Source organism: Pseudoalteromonas shioyasakiensis, assembly GCF_001550135.1.
In the GTDB taxonomy this organism is placed as follows: domain Bacteria; phylum Pseudomonadota; class Gammaproteobacteria; order Enterobacterales; family Alteromonadaceae; genus Pseudoalteromonas; species Pseudoalteromonas shioyasakiensis.
Genome location: NZ_LRUE01000014.1, coordinates 22,528 through 42,188, shown reverse-complemented (window position 1 = coordinate 42,188; position 19,661 = coordinate 22,528). Strand labels below are relative to the sequence as shown.

Annotated in this window: 23 protein-coding genes; 13 read left to right on the top strand and 10 right to left on the bottom strand. The window is 41.4% G+C overall.

Translation table 11 applies throughout. The features are described from left to right. From PASHI_RS07460 to rnm, 7 genes are all read right to left on the bottom strand, one after another. Complete coding sequence (locus PASHI_RS07460; protein ID WP_062565130.1) at nt 1–555, bottom strand: cytochrome b; 555 nt, start codon at nt 553–555, stop codon at nt 1–3. A 271-nt stretch (nt 556–826) separates the two neighbouring features. Then, a complete protein-coding gene (locus PASHI_RS07455) occupies nt 827–1,678 on the bottom strand; it encodes a GNAT family N-acetyltransferase (RefSeq protein ID WP_062565129.1) in 852 nt (283 codons plus the stop codon). A gap of 167 nt (nt 1,679–1,845) precedes the next feature. Further along, on the bottom strand, nt 1,846–2,208 hold the full coding sequence (locus PASHI_RS07450; RefSeq protein ID WP_062565128.1) for a hypothetical protein: 363 nt from the start codon (nt 2,206–2,208) through the stop codon (nt 1,846–1,848). Nucleotides 2,209–2,342: 134 nt separating this feature from the next. Further along, nucleotides 2,343–2,636, bottom strand: coding sequence for a putative quinol monooxygenase (locus PASHI_RS07445; RefSeq protein WP_062565127.1), 294 nt, complete (start codon nt 2,634–2,636; stop codon nt 2,343–2,345). A 169-nt stretch (nt 2,637–2,805) separates the two neighbouring features. After that, nucleotides 2,806–3,642 (bottom strand): segregation and condensation protein A, encoded by an 837-nt coding sequence (locus PASHI_RS07440; RefSeq protein WP_062565126.1) that lies wholly within the window; start codon nt 3,640–3,642, stop codon nt 2,806–2,808. An 8-nt stretch (nt 3,643–3,650) separates the two neighbouring features. Then, nucleotides 3,651–4,271, bottom strand: a complete 621-nt coding sequence (locus tag PASHI_RS07435) for an L-threonylcarbamoyladenylate synthase (RefSeq protein ID WP_055021149.1) — start codon at nt 4,269–4,271, stop codon at nt 3,651–3,653. Between the two features lie 9 nt (nt 4,272–4,280). Continuing rightward, nucleotides 4,281–5,120: an RNase RNM gene (gene rnm / locus PASHI_RS07430; RefSeq protein WP_062565125.1), complete on the bottom strand. Its 840-nt coding sequence runs from the start codon at nt 5,118–5,120 to the stop codon at nt 4,281–4,283. 524 nt (nt 5,121–5,644) lie between these two features. Between rnm and PASHI_RS07425 the strand changes: the two genes are divergently transcribed. From PASHI_RS07425 to trpA, 6 genes are read left to right on the top strand one after another with little or no spacing between them, the layout of a single operon-like run. Beyond that, nucleotides 5,645–7,213, top strand: a complete 1,569-nt coding sequence (locus PASHI_RS07425; protein ID WP_062565124.1) for an anthranilate synthase component 1 — start codon at nt 5,645–5,647, stop codon at nt 7,211–7,213. Further along, a complete protein-coding gene (locus tag PASHI_RS07420) occupies nt 7,213–7,818 on the top strand; it encodes an aminodeoxychorismate/anthranilate synthase component II (RefSeq protein ID WP_062565123.1) in 606 nt (201 codons plus the stop codon). Before PASHI_RS07425 ends, PASHI_RS07420 begins: the two co-directional genes overlap by 1 nt. 9 nt (nt 7,819–7,827) lie before the next feature. Continuing rightward, nucleotides 7,828–8,847 carry an anthranilate phosphoribosyltransferase gene (gene trpD, locus PASHI_RS07415; RefSeq protein WP_062565122.1) on the top strand — a complete coding sequence of 340 codons (1,020 nt, stop codon included), beginning with the start codon at nt 7,828–7,830 and terminating at the stop codon, nt 8,845–8,847. Further along, nucleotides 8,840–10,204, top strand: a complete 1,365-nt coding sequence (gene trpCF / locus PASHI_RS07410) for a bifunctional indole-3-glycerol-phosphate synthase TrpC/phosphoribosylanthranilate isomerase TrpF (RefSeq protein WP_062565121.1) — start codon at nt 8,840–8,842, stop codon at nt 10,202–10,204. The genes trpD and trpCF overlap by 8 nt, the downstream gene beginning before the upstream one ends. A 7-nt stretch (nt 10,205–10,211) precedes the next feature. After that, nucleotides 10,212–11,396: a tryptophan synthase subunit beta gene (trpB, locus tag PASHI_RS07405; RefSeq protein WP_062565365.1), complete on the top strand. Its 1,185-nt coding sequence runs from the start codon at nt 10,212–10,214 to the stop codon at nt 11,394–11,396. After that, a complete protein-coding gene (gene trpA / locus PASHI_RS07400) occupies nt 11,393–12,205 on the top strand; it encodes a tryptophan synthase subunit alpha (RefSeq protein WP_062565120.1) in 813 nt (270 codons plus the stop codon). Before trpB ends, trpA begins: the two co-directional genes overlap by 4 nt. 223 nt (nt 12,206–12,428) lie before the next feature. Here the strand turns inward: trpA and PASHI_RS07395 are convergent, their stop codons facing one another. Beyond that, complete coding sequence (locus PASHI_RS07395; protein WP_062565119.1) at nt 12,429–12,992, bottom strand: type 1 glutamine amidotransferase domain-containing protein; 564 nt, start codon at nt 12,990–12,992, stop codon at nt 12,429–12,431. A 137-nt stretch (nt 12,993–13,129) separates the two neighbouring features. Further along, complete coding sequence (locus PASHI_RS07390) at nt 13,130–13,399, bottom strand: HU family DNA-binding protein (protein ID WP_054561225.1); 270 nt, start codon at nt 13,397–13,399, stop codon at nt 13,130–13,132. 194 nt (nt 13,400–13,593) lie between these two features. Between PASHI_RS07390 and PASHI_RS07385 the strand changes: the two genes are divergently transcribed. After that, on the top strand, nt 13,594–14,181 hold the full coding sequence (locus PASHI_RS07385) for an inner membrane-spanning protein YciB (RefSeq protein WP_054561224.1): 588 nt from the start codon (nt 13,594–13,596) through the stop codon (nt 14,179–14,181). A 58-nt stretch (nt 14,182–14,239) separates the two neighbouring features. Further along, nucleotides 14,240–14,878 carry a CPBP family glutamic-type intramembrane protease gene (locus PASHI_RS07380; RefSeq protein ID WP_054552911.1) on the top strand — a complete coding sequence of 213 codons (639 nt, stop codon included), beginning with the start codon at nt 14,240–14,242 and terminating at the stop codon, nt 14,876–14,878. 60 nt (nt 14,879–14,938) lie between these two features. Here the strand turns inward: PASHI_RS07380 and PASHI_RS07375 are convergent, their stop codons facing one another. Further along, a complete protein-coding gene (locus PASHI_RS07375) occupies nt 14,939–16,363 on the bottom strand; it encodes a sodium-dependent transporter (RefSeq protein WP_062565118.1) in 1,425 nt (474 codons plus the stop codon). A 176-nt stretch (nt 16,364–16,539) separates the two neighbouring features. Here PASHI_RS07375 and PASHI_RS07370 point away from each other — a divergent pair, with 176 nt between their 5' ends. The 5 genes from PASHI_RS07370 (at nt 16,540) to PASHI_RS07350 (ending at nt 19,653) form a co-directional block, all read left to right on the top strand. Further along, a complete protein-coding gene (locus PASHI_RS07370; protein ID WP_062565117.1) occupies nt 16,540–16,839 on the top strand; it encodes a YciI family protein in 300 nt (99 codons plus the stop codon). Between the two features lie 151 nt (nt 16,840–16,990). Beyond that, nucleotides 16,991–17,242 (top strand): PepSY domain-containing protein, encoded by a 252-nt coding sequence (locus tag PASHI_RS07365; protein ID WP_054552908.1) that lies wholly within the window; start codon nt 16,991–16,993, stop codon nt 17,240–17,242. 2 nt (nt 17,243–17,244) lie between these two features. Continuing rightward, the gene (locus PASHI_RS07360) at nt 17,245–17,919 is read left to right on the top strand and encodes a response regulator transcription factor (protein WP_054552907.1); all 675 of its coding nucleotides are present in this window, start codon (nt 17,245–17,247) and stop codon (nt 17,917–17,919) included. Continuing rightward, nucleotides 17,913–19,250, top strand: a complete 1,338-nt coding sequence (locus tag PASHI_RS07355; protein ID WP_058584761.1) for an ATP-binding protein — start codon at nt 17,913–17,915, stop codon at nt 19,248–19,250. The genes PASHI_RS07360 and PASHI_RS07355 overlap by 7 nt, the downstream gene beginning before the upstream one ends. After that, entirely contained in the window at nt 19,237–19,653 is a 417-nt protein-coding gene (locus tag PASHI_RS07350; protein ID WP_062565116.1) for a hypothetical protein, read from the top strand. Before PASHI_RS07355 ends, PASHI_RS07350 begins: the two co-directional genes overlap by 14 nt. The last annotated feature ends 8 nt before the right edge of the window (nt 19,654–19,661 follow it).

The window sequence follows — 19,661 nt, the reverse complement described above, 5'->3', positions numbered from 1 at the left end:
TTAATCATCCTTCAATGGTTTGATCATTCTAATTAAGGTTTTATCTTTATCGATAAAATGATGTTTTAGTGCCCCTAAAGCATGTAAAACAACCACAGCTATTAGCCCATACGCGGCATAAAAGTGAATTTTACCTGCAATATCTTCTTGGTTCGCGACCGACTCGGGTAATGCCGGTACAGCAAATAAATTAAATACTTCAATTGCACGGCCATCAGCCGTAGAGATTAAATAGCCTGATGTCACAATGACGATTAAAGCTAAATAAATTAGTTTATGGACTGAGTGTGCAACTCGATTCATTGCTTTTGGACTACCTGCAACAGGCTCAGGTTGGGTGCCTAATAAGCGCCAACCAAATCGAAACAGCAATAATGCCGCTAAGGTAATGCCCACGCTTTTATGTAAGTCCAAAGAGCCTTTGTACCAAGCGTCGTAATAGGTTAGCTCAACCATATACACGCCTAAGCCAAACAAACCAAACACCCCAAGTGCCATTAACCAATGCAATAAGATGGCAACCCAGCCATAACTTGACTTTGAATTCTTTAACATGCTCATTTCCCATGAGAATCGTGAAACTAAATATAGATTAACCGATGGGTTATATAATGAAAATAGCGTAAAACGAACAGCTTCTGTGCGTATATGCACACCCAGGGAAAGGAGAAAGTTGTAAGGGGAAAGGGGAAAGAGAAAAAGGTGCTAGGTGCTAGGTGCAAGGTGCTAGCAATATTATGAATACTCGTTGATAAAAGCGTTTAATTTTTAACGTGATAAATTTTTAGTTTTACTCACAACCGTTTAATCACTCAACCCAATAAACTCAGCCGATTTCAAAAGAAGTCACGCCAAAAATACGGTTTAATGGCAAGCTAGGACATTCGTCGGTATACATCCTGGCGGTTTCGAACGACACTTGCATGTTGTACTTCTGTGCTAGAACAACAGCAGCTTGATTAATTTCTGGCGTATCAAGGAAAATAGCTTCAGATGCACTCACTTTAGATTTAAAAGCAAGGAACAAAGATTCGGCCAATTCTGGTGAGTCGGCAAATAAAGGGCCAATTTTAAAGCCGTTCTGGCATTTGCGAATTACCCCGTATCCTGCCAATTCCCCATTGTGCATTACGCCCAAAGCGTCGCATTGGGGTTGGCTTAACCAGGCTTTGGTAAAGTTTGCTCTATTTACTGGGAAAAAAGCCTGTTCGTATGCGTCAATAATTTCGAATGGCACAGTAGCAAGATCAACAATATCTGAATTTTGCTGTGAATTACCACCACCGACTCCTGCAAAACGAATATTGCGATAAGCCAGGTTAAAACCAGACTTTTTATAGTTTTCTTGCTGTTCCACCACACCATCAAGGCCGATATTCAACCCTTCAAGGCGCTTTAACGCGGCATTCCAAATTTGTATTCCGTAACCTTTGCCACGGTAATCAGGTTTAACAATGTAGAAGCCGATAAAGCCAAATGCATCGTGATAATTAATGGCAGAAATTGTAGCAATAGGCTCATCGCCAAGAAAACCAACAAGAAATCCTTCAGGATCAGCAGCAAAATAACACTCTGCATCATTAAGGCCTGGATTCCAGCCTTCTGCTGCAGCCCAATCAATCATGAGTTCAACTTCCTTCTTGGTCATGGTTTTGATTGTAATGTGTTTACTTTGCATCTGATTTCCTTAAAAATTTGAATATAGGTGAAACTTAAAGATACTTGTAAATGATGCTACTTAGAGCATGCCTATTTTTACAAGTGCATACCTAAATATAGACGGCTAATTAATTGGAGCACACTAAAGTTAGCCGCTATAAGAACGTATAAAAGATGCTATTACAATTATATTTTACTTGCTGTTATTTCAATCTTATACACTTCAACACCCTCAGTCCCAACCTCAATCGTTGCAGGTTCATTAAGGTTTACCATTAACTTAGGTTCTTGAAATTTATTGTAAGAGCCATTTTCAAATTTATAGAGTGCTGATGTTAGTGTCACAGTTTGGTCGTCCAATGTAGGGGTTACATCAAATTTAAGAATATCATCTGCAGTCACTGTTTGAGTTTTGTCTTCTTCAGTTTTAACAACGTGCGTTTTTACAAGTTGATTATTCAAATAAAGGTTAAGGTCTAATTGCAAATTTTCTGCAGCTGAGGCTCCAAATGCAACGAGAGATAACAGTACCATTCCTAACTTTTTCATTATATTTTCCTTAATAGTAGGCTTACCCCAAAATGGGGAAAGCCAACTTATCAGGTACTGAGACTTGGTGCAATTTTTTAACATTCTGTAAGTTAAGTGTTTTTATTCCATATGAAGCAAACTTTCGTTACGAGCTACTTCTTGACTGGTGATGACTCAAAGATCTCGTAATGTCGCTCAACACAAGTTGTTACTTTACCCCATAAAGAGTTTTTAACTCTTTGCTGATGATATTCAAATGCCGATTTATCTATAAACTCTTCGTATACATCAAAGCGAAGTGGGTTTTCTGTATGTTCAGTAACACTGAAAGTAATGCAACCTGCCTCTTCTAGGGTAAGACGCCTATGAGTCACCAACTCAGATTTAACGTTCTCTAAGTCAGACTCAGGAACTAAAATAAACCCTTTCAACGTTACTTTTGACATAAATATCCTTTTAGAACGAGTCGGAACATAACGACAAGAACTGGGTAGTCGCAAATTGCAGGCGCCCTGATATATTTATCAGGCCCTCAACTAGTAATGACCCAGTTTTAATAATTGATCTACTGCCTTTAAAACTTACCGCTTAAAGCTTAAAACTATTAACTTTCAGCTATTCGCCTTCTTCCACCAAACCAACATAAATCTGGCTATTGGCATCTACCTGAAAGCAGCTGATCAGGTTTTCTTTCACCAGCTCTAACATCGCGATAAAGCTTACTACAACACCACTTCTGCCCTCTTCTACCGTAAAAAGAGTACTAAAAGGCAACTGTGATTGCGCTTCTGAGAGTTTATCTAAAATTAAGCTCATGCGCTCACGGGTCGATAAGGCTTCTGCGGTAATATGATGGTGTTCAAATGTTTTGGCTCGGGCCATAACGTCGCTTAGGGCAACTAACAGGTCTTTCATGTCAACGTCAGGTAACAGTACCTCACGCTCACTCAATTCTGGCACCAGTGCTTCGGCTACAAATATATCGCGGCCTTCGCGAGGGATCTCATCAAGATTTTCTGCGGCTTTTTTAAATTGTTCGTATTCTTGTAAACGTCTTACAAGCTCAGCTCGTGGGTCTTCTTCCTCTTCAAGCTCTTCATGTTTTGGTAGCAATAATCTTGATTTAATTTGTGCTAATAACGCTGCCATGACAAGGTATTCACCAGCCAGTTCAAGCTGAAACTCACTCATCATTTCAACATAACTAACGTATTGCTCTGTAATACTAAAAATAGAGAGTTCTAGTACATCGAGTTTATGTTTTTTGATTAAATACAGAAGTAAATCGAGAGGACCTTCAAAGGTTTCTAAAATGATCTCTAACGCATCGGGTGGAATATATAAGTCTTCAGGTTTATCGACCACCGCTTTGCCATGCAAAAAAGCCAGTGGCAGCTTTTGCTGTACTGGCTCTTGTAAATTATCTGGCGCGTCAAGCTCTGGGCTAGTCAATGAAGTCTCTACTCAAATGGTTTAGTATCACCACAACCGACACGTAAGATTTCGATATCATCATCCGACAAGTCAATTACTGTGGTTGCCTGTTCAGGAAGATAACCACCATGAATAATTAAATCAACTTGCTTTTCAATGCGATCGCGAATTTCATCAGGATCAGCCTCGGTATATTGCTCACCCGGTAAAATTAAAGAGCACGACATTAACGGCTCACCTAATTCAGCCAATAAAGCACAGGTGATTGGGTGTTCGATAACACGAATACCAATGGTTTTTTTCTTTTCGTTTAATAAACGCTTTGGTACTTCTTTAGTGCCTTTAAAGATGAACGTATAAGGCCCAGGGGTGTTATTTTTAATTAATCTGAATAACTGATTATCAACACGAGCATAAGTAGATAGCTCTGATAAGTCACGACAGACCAAAGTAAAGTTATGGTGTTTTTCAATACCACGAATACGTTCGATGCGCTCTTTTGCTTGCTTATTACCAATGTTACAGCCAAGTGCATAACCCGAATCGGTTGGGTATACGATAACACCGCCCTGCTTGATAATATCAACCGCTTGGCTGATTAAGCGTGGTTGCGGATTATCTGGATGAATATGAAAAAACTGACTCATTACACGCTCCTATTGCCCTTCCCATGCTTGCCAAACCCCTTGGCAATCTTTTGGTAAGTATAAATTTTTACCTAACTCCAACCAACTGGTCGGAAAATGAAAATCTGACCCTTGTGATGCAAGTAAGCCATATTCACGACTCAGTTCACCTAAAAACTGGCGCTCACTGGGTGCTTGCTGTGGTTGTGCAACTTCCATCGCATCGCCACCTGCGTCTTTAAATTCAATAATTAACTTACGTAGCCATTTGTTAGACATTTGATAACGCCCAGGATGAGCAAGAACGGCAACCCCACCGGCTTGGTGAATGGCAGCAATTGCGGTTTGCATATCACACCAACTACTTGGTACATAGCCTGTTTTTCCTCGCCCTAAGTACTTTTTAAATACTCCAGGAAAGTTTTTAGCAACACCACGCTCAATCAGTGCACGGGCAAAATGCGCGCGTGTGATCTGGGCGTTTTCAGCAAATGTTTTTGCTTGGTCGTAAATGCCTTCAAAACCATTTTTCGCAAGGCGACGACCTATCTCTAAAGCGCGCTCTTCACGCTTGGCTTGTTGCGCCTGTAATAATGACAAAAGTGCGTCATTTTCATCATCAACATTTAAGCCAACAATATGAATTTCAAAGCTTTCCCATTTTGTCGATACTTCAACACCAGCAATTAGTTTAAGCGGTAAATTATCATCTGCAATAACTTGGCGTGCTGGTTTTATTGCACTTAACGTGTCGTGATCGGTAATTGCAAACACATCTATGTTTTTCTCAACCGCGCGGTGTAACAATTGCTCGACTGATAGCTGACCATCTGAGTATGTGGTATGGCTATGTAAATCGTATTTTATCAAAGGGAAAGACTGCTTTACGTAAGTTCTTGAATCAATGATGTGAGTATAACAAAAATTTAGTGTCAGGGCGTGATTATCTTTTTAGGTTAGACATATATACCCACATAATTGGGCAATTACGAGAGGTAAATGCCCAACACGTATTAATATGTAAATTAATGCTTGACAGTATCGGCTTAGGTACGCTTTACTGTATGCACTTTCAGACACGTTAAATAAGTAATAACAATGAACAAAACAATTCAAATCACAATTTGGTGGTGGCACTCGTAACTAGCGGGTGACGAATTGTCGTGTCTAACGATTTCAAAACCCGCTCATGTAGCGGGTTTTTTTATATCTAAATTTTAAGGCTTTATAATGAATTACATAGCAACTCTTACACATCATTGGTGGTGGCGCCTGGCTTAGCGGGACGGTAAGGGTCTATCTAATTTATAGGCATCTTTATACGAACCCCGCCAAGCATAGCTTCGCGGGGTTTTGTTTTTTAAAGAGTTTTTGGGAATGAGGGAGAATGAGGTTTGATTTTTAGTCATATAACAACGACACCGGGTGAAGTAACCAGTATCACTCAAGTGCGCGACTACATCAGTAGCCCACTTGCGTTATACAGTTTACTCGATAAGCCTAATTCACTGCTGTTAGAGTCTGCTGAAATTGATTCTAAAGACAGTGTAAAAAGTCTAATTTTGGTTGACTCAGCGCTACGTATTGTTTGCCAAGGCAAACAGGTCACACTCACTGCACAGTCAAATAACGGCAAACAATTACTGCCTTATTTACAAACTCATGTGCAAAACTGCTCTGCTGAGCTTGTAGAAGACACATTAACGTTAACCTACAACGAAGTAGCAAGCGACATTGATGAAGCCAGTAAATTAGTAGCAGATAACGCTTTTAGTGCGCTACGTAGCTGTATTAATAGTATTAAAAGCACCACAGATAACCCATTTTCTGTGTTCTTAGGCGGTGTATTTGCCTACGATATGGTTGCTAATTTCGAAACTCTTTCTGATGTGCCTGACGGCGAAAACAGCTGCCCTGATTATGTTTTCTACCTAGCCGAAACGTTAGTTGTCATCGACCATCAAGCAAAAACAACCGAACTAATTGGCAATGTATTTAACGGCCCTGAAGTTCATGCTAATTGCTTTGAGGTTGGTCAACAGTTAGAGCGTTTAAATGCCGTATGTGACAATGCACAAAGCTACCAAGGGCAAAAGCAAACAGGCTCAAACCCAATTTCTGTTGATGTTAGCGACGAGCAATACTGCGAACACGTCATCAAGTTAAAAAACAACATCGTTGATGGTGATATTTTCCAAGTTGTTCCGTCACGTACTTTTTCTCTCGCCTGCCCAGACTCACTTCATGCTTACAGCCAATTAAAACTACAAAACCCAAGCCCATATATGTTTTACATGCGCGATGAAGAATTTGTGTTATTCGGCGCATCACCCGAGTCAGCCCTCAAATATTGCGCAGAGAGTAAACAAGTTGAGGTATACCCAATTGCTGGTACTCGCCCTCGTGGCAAGTTTGCTAACGGGCAAATTAATCCAGACCTAGACAGCCGCATTGAGCTTGAACTTCGTAACGACCAAAAAGAACGTGCCGAGCACCTGATGTTAGTTGATTTAGCGCGAAATGATGTAGCCCGTATTAGCGTACCAGGCACACGTCATGCAAAAGAATTATTAAAAGTAGACCGCTACTCACAAGTAATGCATTTAGTTTCACGTGTGGTGGGTACTTTAAAACCTGAACTCGATGCGCTGCATGCTTACCAAGCTTGTATGAACATGGGCACCTTAGTGGGTGCACCTAAAGTACGCGCTGCTGAGTTAGTTCGTCAAACCGAACAAAAACGCCGCGGCAGCTATGGAGGTGCAGTGGGTTATTTAACGGGCGATGGCGCCATGGATAGCTGTATTGTTATTCGCTCTGCGTTTGTTAAAAACGGCACGGCCTACGTACAAGCAGGTGCAGGTGTGGTGTTTGATTCAGACCCACAATCAGAAGCCAATGAAACCCGCGCTAAAGCACAAGCTGTGATCACTGCGATTCAATCGACTTACGAGGCACAATAATGACGACAACATCAGCCTATAAAATCTACTTTTTAGATAACTTTGATTCATTTAGTTATAACTTAGTCGATGAACTTTCTATGTTAGGGTGCCAGTTAGTGGTATACCGTAATAACATCAGTGCACAAAGCATCTTTGACAAAATGTGCCAAGAGACAGTACCCGTGTTATTAGTGCTTTCACCAGGCCCTGGCGCGCCATCTGATGCGGGTTGTTTAATGGAACTCATTGAACTATGTAAAGGCCGCTTCCCTATGCTGGGTATCTGTTTAGGACAGCAAGCTCTAACACAAAGCTACGGCGGGGTTATTGGTCATGCCGGCGAAACTGTGCATGGCAAGTCATCAATTATTACGTTGACTGAGCACCCTGTATTTGCGGGTATGGGCGATAAAATGCCGGTTGCTCGTTATCATTCATTAATGGCAACTAAAGTCCCTGATGATGTTGAAGTAATTGCTTGTTATGAAAATATTCCAATGGCAATTTACCATCAACAAGATAATGCCCTTGGCTATCAGTTTCATCCTGAGTCAATTTTAACGCCAAATGGCGCATTGCTATTACAGCAAAGCATTGAATTTTTAACAGCACGCGTGCAGTAGAGGAATAACATGGAAGCAACAACTCAAACCCAGTTAAACCAATTATTAGCAAAGCAAGATTTATCATTTTCGCAAGCAACTGAATTGTTTGACGCCATCATGAATGGCAAGCTTAATGATATTGAATTAACTGCCGCACTTATCGCCCTAAAACTAAAAGGCGAAACAAGTGATGAAATCGCCGGTGCTGCAGCATCAATGCGCGCCAATGCAGTGCCATTTCAAACCAACAAAACCTTGCTTGCCGATAGCTGTGGTACCGGTGGCGATGGATCAAACACAATCAATATTAGTACCACGGCTGCTATTGTTGCCGCCGCTGCGGGCATCAACATGGTCAAACATGGTAATCGCAGTGTGTCGAGTAATTCGGGCTCTGCGGATTTACTAAAGGCCTTGGGTATCAATATTGATGTGAGCCCTGAGCAAGCTGCCCATTGTTTAGAAAATACCGGCTTTACATTTTTATTTGCCCCGCATTATCACAGTGGTGTACGCCATGCGATGGGTGTGCGTACGGCCCTTAAAAGCCGCACAATTTTTAATATTTTAGGGCCACTGGCCAACCCTGCTGCCCCTGAGGTGCAATTGCTTGGTGTTTATGACCCATCGCTGTGTTTACCAATGGCCGAAACCTTAAAAACCCTTGGCACAAAACGCGCTATGGTGGTTCACGGTGCAGGCACTGACGAAATTGCCTTACACGGGACAACCAAAGTGGTTGAACTTAATAACGGTGAACTGAGCGAATACACGCTAACAGCGAGCGATTTTGGTCTTGCAAACTATTCACTTGAACAACTAGCAGGCCAAGGCCCAGAATATAACGCAAAAGCAAGCTTAGCGATTTTACAAGGTCAAGGTGAAATGGCGCATAACGCAGCCATTATAGCCAACGTTGCCGCTCTTCTTTATTTAACCGATAAAGCAAGTGATTTAAAAGCAGCCGCAGATCAAGTAAGCGAATTTTTAGCATCAGGCAAAGCGATGGACACATTGAACGCAATTATTGAGGTAAGTCATGGCTAACGTGTTAGACAAAATTGTTGCCGACAAACGTATTGAATTAGAACAAAGAAAAGCACAGCGCCCGCTTGGGTCATTCATTAGCGAGGTTGTGCCAACCAAGCGAGACTTTGAAGGCGCATTAGCAGCAACCGGTACGCAGTTTATTTTAGAATGTAAAAAGGCCTCACCGTCAAAAGGACTTATTCGCGAACCATTCAATTTAGAGGAAATTACATCGGTTTATAAAAAGTACGCAACCTGTATGAGCGTACTAACGGATGAAAAATATTTCCAAGGCAGCTATGAGTACCTTGAGTATGTGCGCAGCCAAGTTGAACAGCCGCTTATTTGTAAAGACTTCTTTATTGATGAGTACCAAGTTTATTTAGCACGCTTATCTGGTGGTGATGCCATTTTATTAATGCTCTCTGTCCTTGATGACGAGCAATATTTAGCGCTTCATAAGGTGGCTGATTCTTTAAATATGTCGGTGCTCACTGAAGTTAGCAATGAGCAAGAAGTGAGCCGTGCTCTTGCACTTAATGCCAGCCTTATCGGTATTAATAACCGCGACCTTCGTGATTTAAGTACTGACCTTGCAACAACAGAGCGTTTACGTCAGCTTATCCCAAATGACAAAGTGGTGATTTCAGAGTCGGGCATTTATACCCATAAAGATGTAAAACGCCTTGCGCCATTGTGTGATGGCTTTTTAATTGGCAGCTCACTGATGGCTGAGCGAGACTTAGAAGCCGCATGTCGTAAAGTGATTTTAGGTGAGAACAAAGTGTGCGGTTTAACCCGTTCACAAGATGCGATGGCAGCCTACGCCAGTGGTGCTGTGTATGGTGGCTTAATTTTTTATCCTAAGTCACCGCGCTATGTCGATATCGACTGTGCCAAGCAAGTTACGCAAAGTGCCCCACTCGCGTATGTGGGTGTGTTTATCAATGCACCGCTTGAACAAGTGGTCGATTATGCACAAAGCTTAAAATTAGCGGCCGTGCAATTACATGGCGATGAGAATAGCGAGTATATTCAAAGTCTCAGAAAGCAATTACCGCTTGGCTGTGAAATTTGGAAAGCCCAAGCAGTTAAAGGCGAATTACCTAAACCGCTTGAAGGGGTTGATCGCCATTTATACGACACTTACAGCAAGAGCCAAAAAGGCGGCACAGGTGAAGCATTTGATTGGTCAGTGCTAGAGACGGCAACCGTGCCGTTTATGTTAGCCGGGGGTTTAAACCCAGAGAATATCCATGCAGCGCTTTATCGCGGTGCTAACGGCCTTGACCTAAATTCTGGCGTTGAAGCGTCAGCGGGTAAAAAGTGCCAAACAAAATTACAAAATGCGTTTTCGCATATCAGAAATTATTGAGGTTAGAATGCAAAATCCAGCTTATTTCGGTGAATTCGGTGGTATGTTTGTACCACAGCTGCTTGTGCCAGCTCTCAAGCAACTAGAAGCAGAGTTTAATAAATCACAAAACGATCCAGCTTTTCAGGCTGAGTTTGAAAAACTATTAAATGAATACGCAGGTCGCCCTACACCATTAACACTGACACGTAACTTAGTTAAAAACCCTAAGGTAAAACTGTATTTAAAGCGTGAAGATTTACTGCACGGTGGTGCGCACAAAACCAATCAAGTACTTGGTCAAGCACTCCTTACCAAACGCATGGGTAAAAAAGAAGTCATTGCAGAAACAGGTGCCGGCCAACACGGTGTTGCAACGGCCCTTGCCTGTGCCCTACTTGGCTTAAAATGCCGCGTTTACATGGGTGCAAAAGACGTAGAACGTCAGCAACCAAATGTATTTCGTATGAAACTAATGGGCGCAGAGGTTATTCCTGTCACAGCGGGCTCTGGTACTTTAAAAGACGCAGTAAACGAAGCACTGCGTGACTGGTCAGCAAATTATAAAGATGCTCACTATTTACTAGGCACTGCAGCAGGCCCTCACCCATTCCCAACCATGGTGCGTGAGTTCCAAAAAATGATTGGTGAAGAAGCAAAACAACAAGTGCTTAAAGCTGAAGGTCGCTTACCGGATGCGGTGCTGGCTTGTGTAGGTGGTGGTTCTAACGCCATTGGTATGTTCACAGACTTTATTGATGAGCCAAGCGTAAAACTAATTGGTGTAGAGCCTGCTGGTAAAGGCTTAGATACCCACCAGCATGGTGCCACCTTATGTAAAGGCACCAAAGGCATTTTACACGGGACCTATACCTACATTATGCAAGATGATGATGGTCAAATTGAAGAGTCTTACTCAGTGTCAGCAGGTCTTGATTACCCAGCTGTTGGCCCACAGCATGCTCATTTGCATGAAACTGGCCGTGCTGAGTACGTAGGTATTACCGATACTGAAGCACTTGAAGCATTCCAACTACTGGCTAAAAACGAAGGGATCATTCCAGCACTTGAATCAAGCCATGCCCTTGCATATGCCCTTAAATATGCCGAGCAACAAACCGAAGACACCATTTTAGTGGTTAACCTAAGCGGCCGAGGCGATAAAGATTTGGCTCACGTACACAGTGTTTTATCAGAAGGAGGCGCACTATGAGCCAGACTAACCGTTACGGACAACTGTTCGCCACATTAAATGAAACAAACCAAGGTGCTTTTGTACCCTTCGTTACGATTGGCGATCCTAATAAAGCACTGAGTGTAGAAATAATCAAAAGCTTAATTGATGGCGGCGCTGATGCCCTTGAGCTAGGTATTCCATTTTCTGATCCGATTGCTGATGGCCCAGTGATCCAAGCTGCTAACATTCGTGCACTTGATGAAAACATTAATACCCAAGATTGCTTTGATATCATTAAACAAGTGCGCCAGTACAATGCCGATATTCCAATTGGCCTATTATTGTATTCAAACCTAGTCTTTAAGCGTGGCCTTGAAAAGTTCTATCAAGATGCTAAAGAAGCAGGTGTTGATTCAATTTTAGTGGCTGACGTACCGCTGCATGAATCAAAGCTATTTCGCCAAACAGCAATGAAAAATGGCATCGACCCAATTTTTATTGCTACACCGAATGCAGATGATGACACTCTTCGAGAATGTGCGTCATATGGCCGTGGTTATACATACCTTCTTTCACGCGCAGGTGTAACAGGCACAGAAACCAAGGCACAAATGCCAGCAGATTCATTAGTCAAAAAACTAAAAGATTACCATGCTGCACCGGCATTATTAGGCTTTGGTGTATCAACACCAGAAGATGTTAAATCAGCACTTGAGTCAGGAGCCGCTGGTGCGATTTCAGGCTCAGCTGTTGTTAAAATTATCGAGGCAAACCTTGATGACCAAGCAGCGATGCTAACTGGTTTAAAAGAATTTGTAGCCAGTATGAAAGCAGCTACAAAGTAAGTTTGTTTTATTACTTCAAAAAGGGCCATAAAGGCCCTTTTTTGTGCTTAACAATTAATGATGGCGGTGAATGCCCTCAATACCAATTCGCTTAATTAAGCGGGCTTTTTGAGGCAAGAAAACCTGTTCGGTAACAAGGCAAAAATTTTGTAGTTTAGTTGTTCTAAATAAAAAATTTTTAACGCCGTTAACGTAAGGTTTAATCCCTCAAAATGAGTGCGTATTAGTGCGAGTTGGTATCTATCTCTTCTATGAATTTTCGATTAAAGGCCTCTAAGTCGGCTGGGCTTCGGCTTGTGACTATACCCTCATCAACACATACTTCTTGATCAACCCAATTAGCTCCTGCATTGATCAAATCTGTTTTGATACTTGGGTATGAGGTTACTTTGCGCTCCCGTAGTTTGTTAATTTCGGCTAATAGCCATGGACCGTGGCAAATCGCAGCGATAGGTTTATTTTTACCGGCACTGAAAAAACCATCAACAAAGGCTTTTGCTTCGCTATCTTGACGTAACGTATCTGGGTTGAATAAGCCACCAGGCAGAAGTAACGCGTCATACTCTGCAGAGTCAGCTTCACTGACTACACGGTCAACACTGACTCGCTCACCCCATTGGTTTTCATCCCATGCTGTGATATCACCACGCTCAAGTGACACAACTTCGACAAGTGCACCAGCTTCTAATAATGCGCTTCGTGGTGACAATAGCTCGCTTTGCTCAAAACCATTGGTTGCAAGAATGGCAATCTTTTTACCATTCAGTTGGCTATTTAAATTTGACATGTTATCTCCTTATTTAGGTAAACCTAAACAATTAATAGCAGACAACATGCCAAACTTAATAGGTTGAAAATATTGAATAAATTTCCAGGTGTTCTATTTATGCTCTGTAAATACTACACCCGCTTTGCAAATCCTGCTTATAAACCGTCTTTGAGTGCTTTAGCAGGTTTAAAAACTGGCTTGTTAGCGCCTTCTATTTCAATTTCTTCACCGGTTTGTGGGTTGCGTCCTTTGCGTGCTGGGTAATAACTTAGAGCAAACGTACCAAAGCCATTAATTTGCACTTGGTCGCCCTCAGAAAGAGACTTTTCGATAGCATTTAACATGCTGGTTAATGCAGCTTGTGTGTCTTTTTTTGTTAATTCACTGTGGGCAGCCATTTGCGATACTAACGCGGCTTTATTCATAAAAAGTGCTCCAAAATACGCCGCTTAATCATCTGAGGTTAAGCGGAAAAAGATAAGGTAAAACAACCTAAACGCAGGTTTAGGCCAGATTGGCCCGGGAGGCTAAGCTTTCAGGGCTGTTAAGTCAACCTTGTATCTTGCGTGATAACTTGATACAACCCAGTATCTTTTTAAATTAGAGCATTTATAAATTTATGCATGCGATTATTGAATACATCCCGCTGATTTTATTTTTTGCGGTTTTCAAGTTAGTTGATATTTATTGGGCAACAGCCTTGCTGATGCTAACCACCTTAATTCAAGTTGCTTACTGTTATTTTAAAGATGGTAAAGTGCCAACCCGTCACTGGGTGTTTTTTGCTATAGCGGTGGTGTTAGGTACCCTCACCTTAGTGTTCCACGATGAGCAGTTTGTTAAATGGAAAGCCACCATTGTGTATGCCATTTTCAGTGTTACTTTGTTAGTAAGCCGCTATGTACTTGGCAAAAACTTAGTGAAAAAAGCACTTAGCTCGATTTTAGAAAATGCCTCTGAAAGTAAACAAGAAATCAATGTACCTGAAGCCCTTTGGAATAAGCTTAACCTATTTTGGGTTGCCGTGACTGCAGGTATCTCGGCGCTGAATATCTACATTGCCTATAACTTCTCGCTCGATTTTTGGGTTAACTTTAAAGTGTTTGGCTTAATGGGCATTACCTTTGTTTGCGTGTTAGCAACGATCATCACCCTGTTCAAATACTTACCTGAAGATGACGAAGAGAAAGATCCAAAGCAATCTTAATGTCATAAATCTGTCGTCTTAGCTTGTTAGCGTAAACAAAAAACACGCTGAGACGACATTGAACGCTAACCAATACCGCTGGCTTGAATTTACCCTCATATTTGTTTCTTTGCCGCTATTAGGCTTCTTTCTTCGTGCCTACCTCGCTAACTGGCTTATTCCTGCCCTTATTATTTTAATGGCCGTGTGCGGCATGTTGCTTTTATCTGATCCCCATTTTAAACGCTTTCGTTTAACAAGCCTTGGGCAATTTAGTGCGGTAAAACGTCGCTTATTTAGTTTCTTCTTTTTAGGGGCGCTATTCTCTGGAATGTTTTACGGCATCATGAATCAAGAAAATTGGTTTTCACTGCCTCGAAACTCATTTAACGATTGGCTAATGTTGTTATTGCTCTACCCCATTTTATCGGTGATGCCGCAAGAACTTATTTTTAGAACCTATTTTTTCCATCGTTATAAACGCATTATGCCAAGTAAAACAGTGCGTATTATTGTCAGCGCATCAGTGTTTGCGTTGGCTCACATTGTCTATGCGAATGTATTGGCCGTATTGTTGGCATTTTTAGGTGGGCTGCTTTTTTCTTACACCTATGCGCAAAGCCGCTCGACCTTCGTGTGCGTGATTGAACACAGCTTATGGGGACTGTGGATGTTTACCCTTGGCTTGGGTGATGTGCTCGATGCCGGGGCCTTTTAAAATAAAAAGGTAGGTATAAAAAAGCCGCGCAAAATGCGCGGCCAAGTATTGAGCTGGTTTTTAAAATCCGAAAATACTAAATGCGAAGAACTTAGTCGCCACCGTATTTACAAAGATTAGTAATAAAATGGCAGGGATAAACGTTGATAGCGAGAAGTTCACATACTTCTCTGTAAAGCTACCAACATAGCCTTCACAGCCTTGGCTTAGCTCTGCCGATAAGTTTGCTTTTTTCCAACGATACATAACGAATAAACACACCATTAAACCATTTAGCGGTAAAATTGTGTCGTAAAACACATCATAAACAATATCAAATAAGCTCTTATCTGCACCGCCATAGCTAACAAACTTTGTAAGCGAGTCAACCATACCAAATGACATGGTACACAGCACAGTCAATACACCTGTAGATAAAGTTAAGATAGCCAGTGCTTTTTTACGGCTGATACCTTTGCGGTCACTTAATGTTGCTGTTGGCACCTCTACAATTGATACAAGTGACGTAATTGCAGCAAAAAAGACAAGTAAGAAGAATACAAACGCAACAATTGATGCACCCACGTAGCCAATATCAGCTTGTAACGCTAATAAAATTTTTGGTAGGTATACAAAAATCATCGATACTGACGAGTCAGATAAAGTACTTGGGTCAGTATCTGGGTTAAAACTGAAAATAGCTGGAAGCACCATTAGACCAGCAATAAATGCCACCATCGAATCAGTAACTGCAACCATTTTTGCACTACCAACAATGTCATCTTTCTTAGAAATATACGATGCATAGGTCATTAAAATACCCATACCTAACGACAACGAGAAAAACGCTTGAGCTAATGCACCATTTAATACGCTGGCATCCATTTTTGAAAAATCAGGCACAACATAGTACTTAACACCGGCCATTGCGTTATCAAGTGTTAGTACGTATACAACCAATGCGGTGAGTAGTACAAATAAAGCTGGCATCATAAACTTAGCCGCTTTTTCAATACCTTCTTTAACACCGCCCACTAAAATCAAGTTAACGATGATGGCAACCACGGCCATATAACCAAACACGGTGTAGCTATTGATAAAAGAGCCAAAATTATCTGGCTGTGCCAAAGCATCTAGATTACCAAAAGCGGTTTGCGATAAATAACCGAAAATCCATACTGTGATCACCATATAAAAAACAGCAATCATAAATGGCGTCAATACGGCTAAAAAGCCAGCAAAGTTCCATTTTGGATCGTTGCCCGCTAAAAATTTGTATGAACCAAGTGGATCTTTTTGTGCTTTACGACCCATGGCCATTTCAGCCATCATCACTGGCAAACAGATGAAAATGACAAACAATGCATAGACTAAAAGGAAAGCACCACCGCCGTTTTTTGTAGCTGAAACAGGAAAACCCACTAAGTTTCCGATACCTACAGCAGAACCGGCTGCCGCTAAAATAAAACCGAGGCGGGAGCTAAAATGCTCGCGTTTTTCGCTCATTTAAAAACCTTATTATTATTTTCTCAACCCAGCGACTCTACCAGTGTTACACCGCGTATTTCAAGCTTTATAAGTTAAAGTTATATGGGTTTGTGTAAAGATTATTACGCGAATAATCTCTCGTCTATTGCTAAGAATATGCTACTATTTTTTAAAAATAACATTGAGAACACACCATGCTGTATATGATTTATTCAACTGATGTTGAAAATAGTTTAGAAGCTCGCAAATCTGCACGCCCTGCTCACTTAGCACGCCTTCAAGAGTTAGACGATCAAAACCGTTTATTTACGGCAGGCCCATTACCAGCAATAGATAGTGAAGATCCGGCTGAAGCAGGTTTTACTGGTTCATTAGTGGTTGCTGAATTTGAGTCATTAGAAGCAGCACGCGAATGGGCTGCAAACGATCCGTATATTGCGGCGGGTGTTTACGACAACTCAGTCGTAAAACCATTTAAAAAAGTATTTGGTTAACCTCTGAACTTAACTGAATCAATAATTCAGTGTTTGTTCACGGCTTATTAACTAAGATTTGGCTATTGAATTACAGAATTTAACGTAATTACTTGAATTTTAGTTAATTGGTTAATTAAACTAAATGGGTCTGGTTTAGGAGTTCCCCGTCATGCGCATATTATTAGCCTTCAGTTTTAGTCTTTTATTTGCATTATCAAGCTTTCATGCTGATGCCAATAAGAAACAAGCCCAAGAGGTGACTAAAAAGCAGGCTGTGACGATCGCCAAAAAATCTGAAGACGGCCGAACCCTAAAAATCACAGAGCAAGATAAAGTATTTACCGTAAGAATTTTAAAAACGAACGGCCACGTGGTTGATGTCCATGTGAACAAAAAGACTGGCGAAGTGAAAAAGGATTAAGAATGCGAATTTTAGTTATTGAAGATGATTTACACTTAGCAGATAACCTTCGTAATGCCCTAGAAAAAGAGCGTTACAGCGTTGACCTTTGTCACGATGGTGAAGCTGGTTTATTCCATATTACCGAATACCCGCTAGATATGGCGGTAGTCGATTTAGGCTTACCAAAAGTAGATGGTATTGAATTAATTACCAAAGCACGTGCGCAAGGTATTACTATTCCTATTTTGATTTTAACGGCACGTGACCGTTGGCAAGATAAAGTAGAAGGCTTAGATGCAGGTGCAGATGACTACCTAACTAAACCTTTCCACGTTGAAGAGCTAATTGCCCGCTGCAATGCACTTATCCGCCGCAGTGCAGGTAAAGCAAACCCAGAAATGACAGCTGGCCCTATTAAAATTCATACTCGCTCACAGCAAGTATGGGTTAACGATAAAGAACTTAGCTTAACGGCATACGAATACAAAGTTTTAGAATACCTAATGGTTAACCCACAAAAGGTAATTTCTAAATCTGAACTAACAGAGCACATTTACGACCAAGACTTCGACCTTGATTCAAACGTAATCGAAGTATTCGTGTTGCGTTTACGTAAGAAGCTTGACCCTGATGGTACCCTTAACCCAGTTGAAACATTACGCGGCCGTGGTTATAGGCTAAAAAGTCAGTGGTAGCATCGCAAATACCGCTTAAAGTAAGGCAAGGATTTATCCTTGTCTTTGTTTTATTAGTCGCCCTACCAATTCTGTTTTTCTCAATTGGTAAGGCTTACTACGCCTCTTTGGTCGAAGCGACCGAAAAAACCCTCGAAGCTCACTTATATTCATTAATCTCTGAAGTTGATTTCACTGAACGCGGCATCGTTATGCCAAGTACTATCTTAACGCCAGAGCTAAACCGATTAAACTCAGACACCTATGCGATGGTTTATCGCGGTGACTTGCCGGTTTGGTACTCTGAGTCGGCGACCAATATCAACTTTATTCCTGATAACTTTGAAGCCCCCGCAGGCTCTGCGGATTTTCGCCGTGTTGAATACAACAATACTGTTTACTGGCAATTAACGCTTACTGTTATTTTAGAAAACATTGACCAATCAGAGCATGCACGTTTTATTCTATTAAAGCGTAATGATGCCCTACTGAGGCTGATGGATGGCTTTAAGCAAACACTCGTAAATTGGATGTATGTGATGGGTGTGGCCATTGCAGCGCTAATGGCGATTGGTTTTGTTTGGAGCGCAAGGCCACTGCAACGACTCGATAAAGAAATTAAAGCCATTGAGTCGGGTGATAACCAACAAATTAAAGGTCTTTACCCGGTTGAACTACAAACCATTAAAGCCGATTTAAACTTATTGCTTGAATCGCAGCAGCGCCAAAAAGAACGTTATCGCGCGTCATTAAGCGACCTTGCTCATGCATTAAAAACACCTTTGGCAGTGCTTAAATCTAGCCCATTGGCCAATGATGCGGATGCACAAGAGCAGCTAGACCGTATTAATGTGATGATCGAACACCAGTTAAAGCGCGCTGCAACAGGTGCGTCTGACACCTGGAAGAAACAAACTCATATCAAGCCTGTTATTGATTCAATCTTAAGCGCGATGAGCAAGGTTTATCGCGACAAAGATATTATATTTACCTCAGAGGTTAGTGAAAAAGACTATTTCTTAGGTGATAAAACAGATTTGATGGAACTACTTGGTAATTTAATCGATAATGCCTGTAAAGCTTGCCGTTCACAGGTCGATATAAAGGTTAAGCAGAACAAAAAGTTAACGCTCAGTATAAGTGATGATGGCCCAGGTGTACCTGAGCACAAGCGTGAATCATTACTAACTCGCGGTACCAGACTCGATACCTACGAAAGCGGCCATGGTGTCGGCATGGCTATCGTGTCGGATTTAGTCAACTCGTATAATGGCACATTAACCATTAAAGACGCAGAGAAACTAGCCGGTGCTGAGTTTATATTAGAGTTTAATTACCATGATAAAAAATAAAACATCAATACTCGTAAAAGGCAGCTTTTTAGCTTTAATTGCAAGTGCATCGCATGCTCAAGCAGAGCAAACCTGTGAGCTTGCAAGCAACAATACCGATGACACAAAACGCTATATTCAATGTCTTGATCAAGTTATCGCTGATATTCAGCGTGACCAAAAGATGTGGATTAATAAGCTCACTATGGATCTTGAGAAAATTAAAGAAGATACCGGTAACAGCCAATTGCTACCGATTTTTAATCGCAGCATCAAGAACCAAGAGCGTTATTTAGAAGACAGCTGTCGTTGGCGTTATTTACAAAAAATGCCAAATGGTACGAAAGCCGCTATTGCCTACAAGCAATGTGAAATTGAGATCCTAAAAAACCATGTGCAGGTTTTACAGCGACCTCTAAAGTAATAATACCA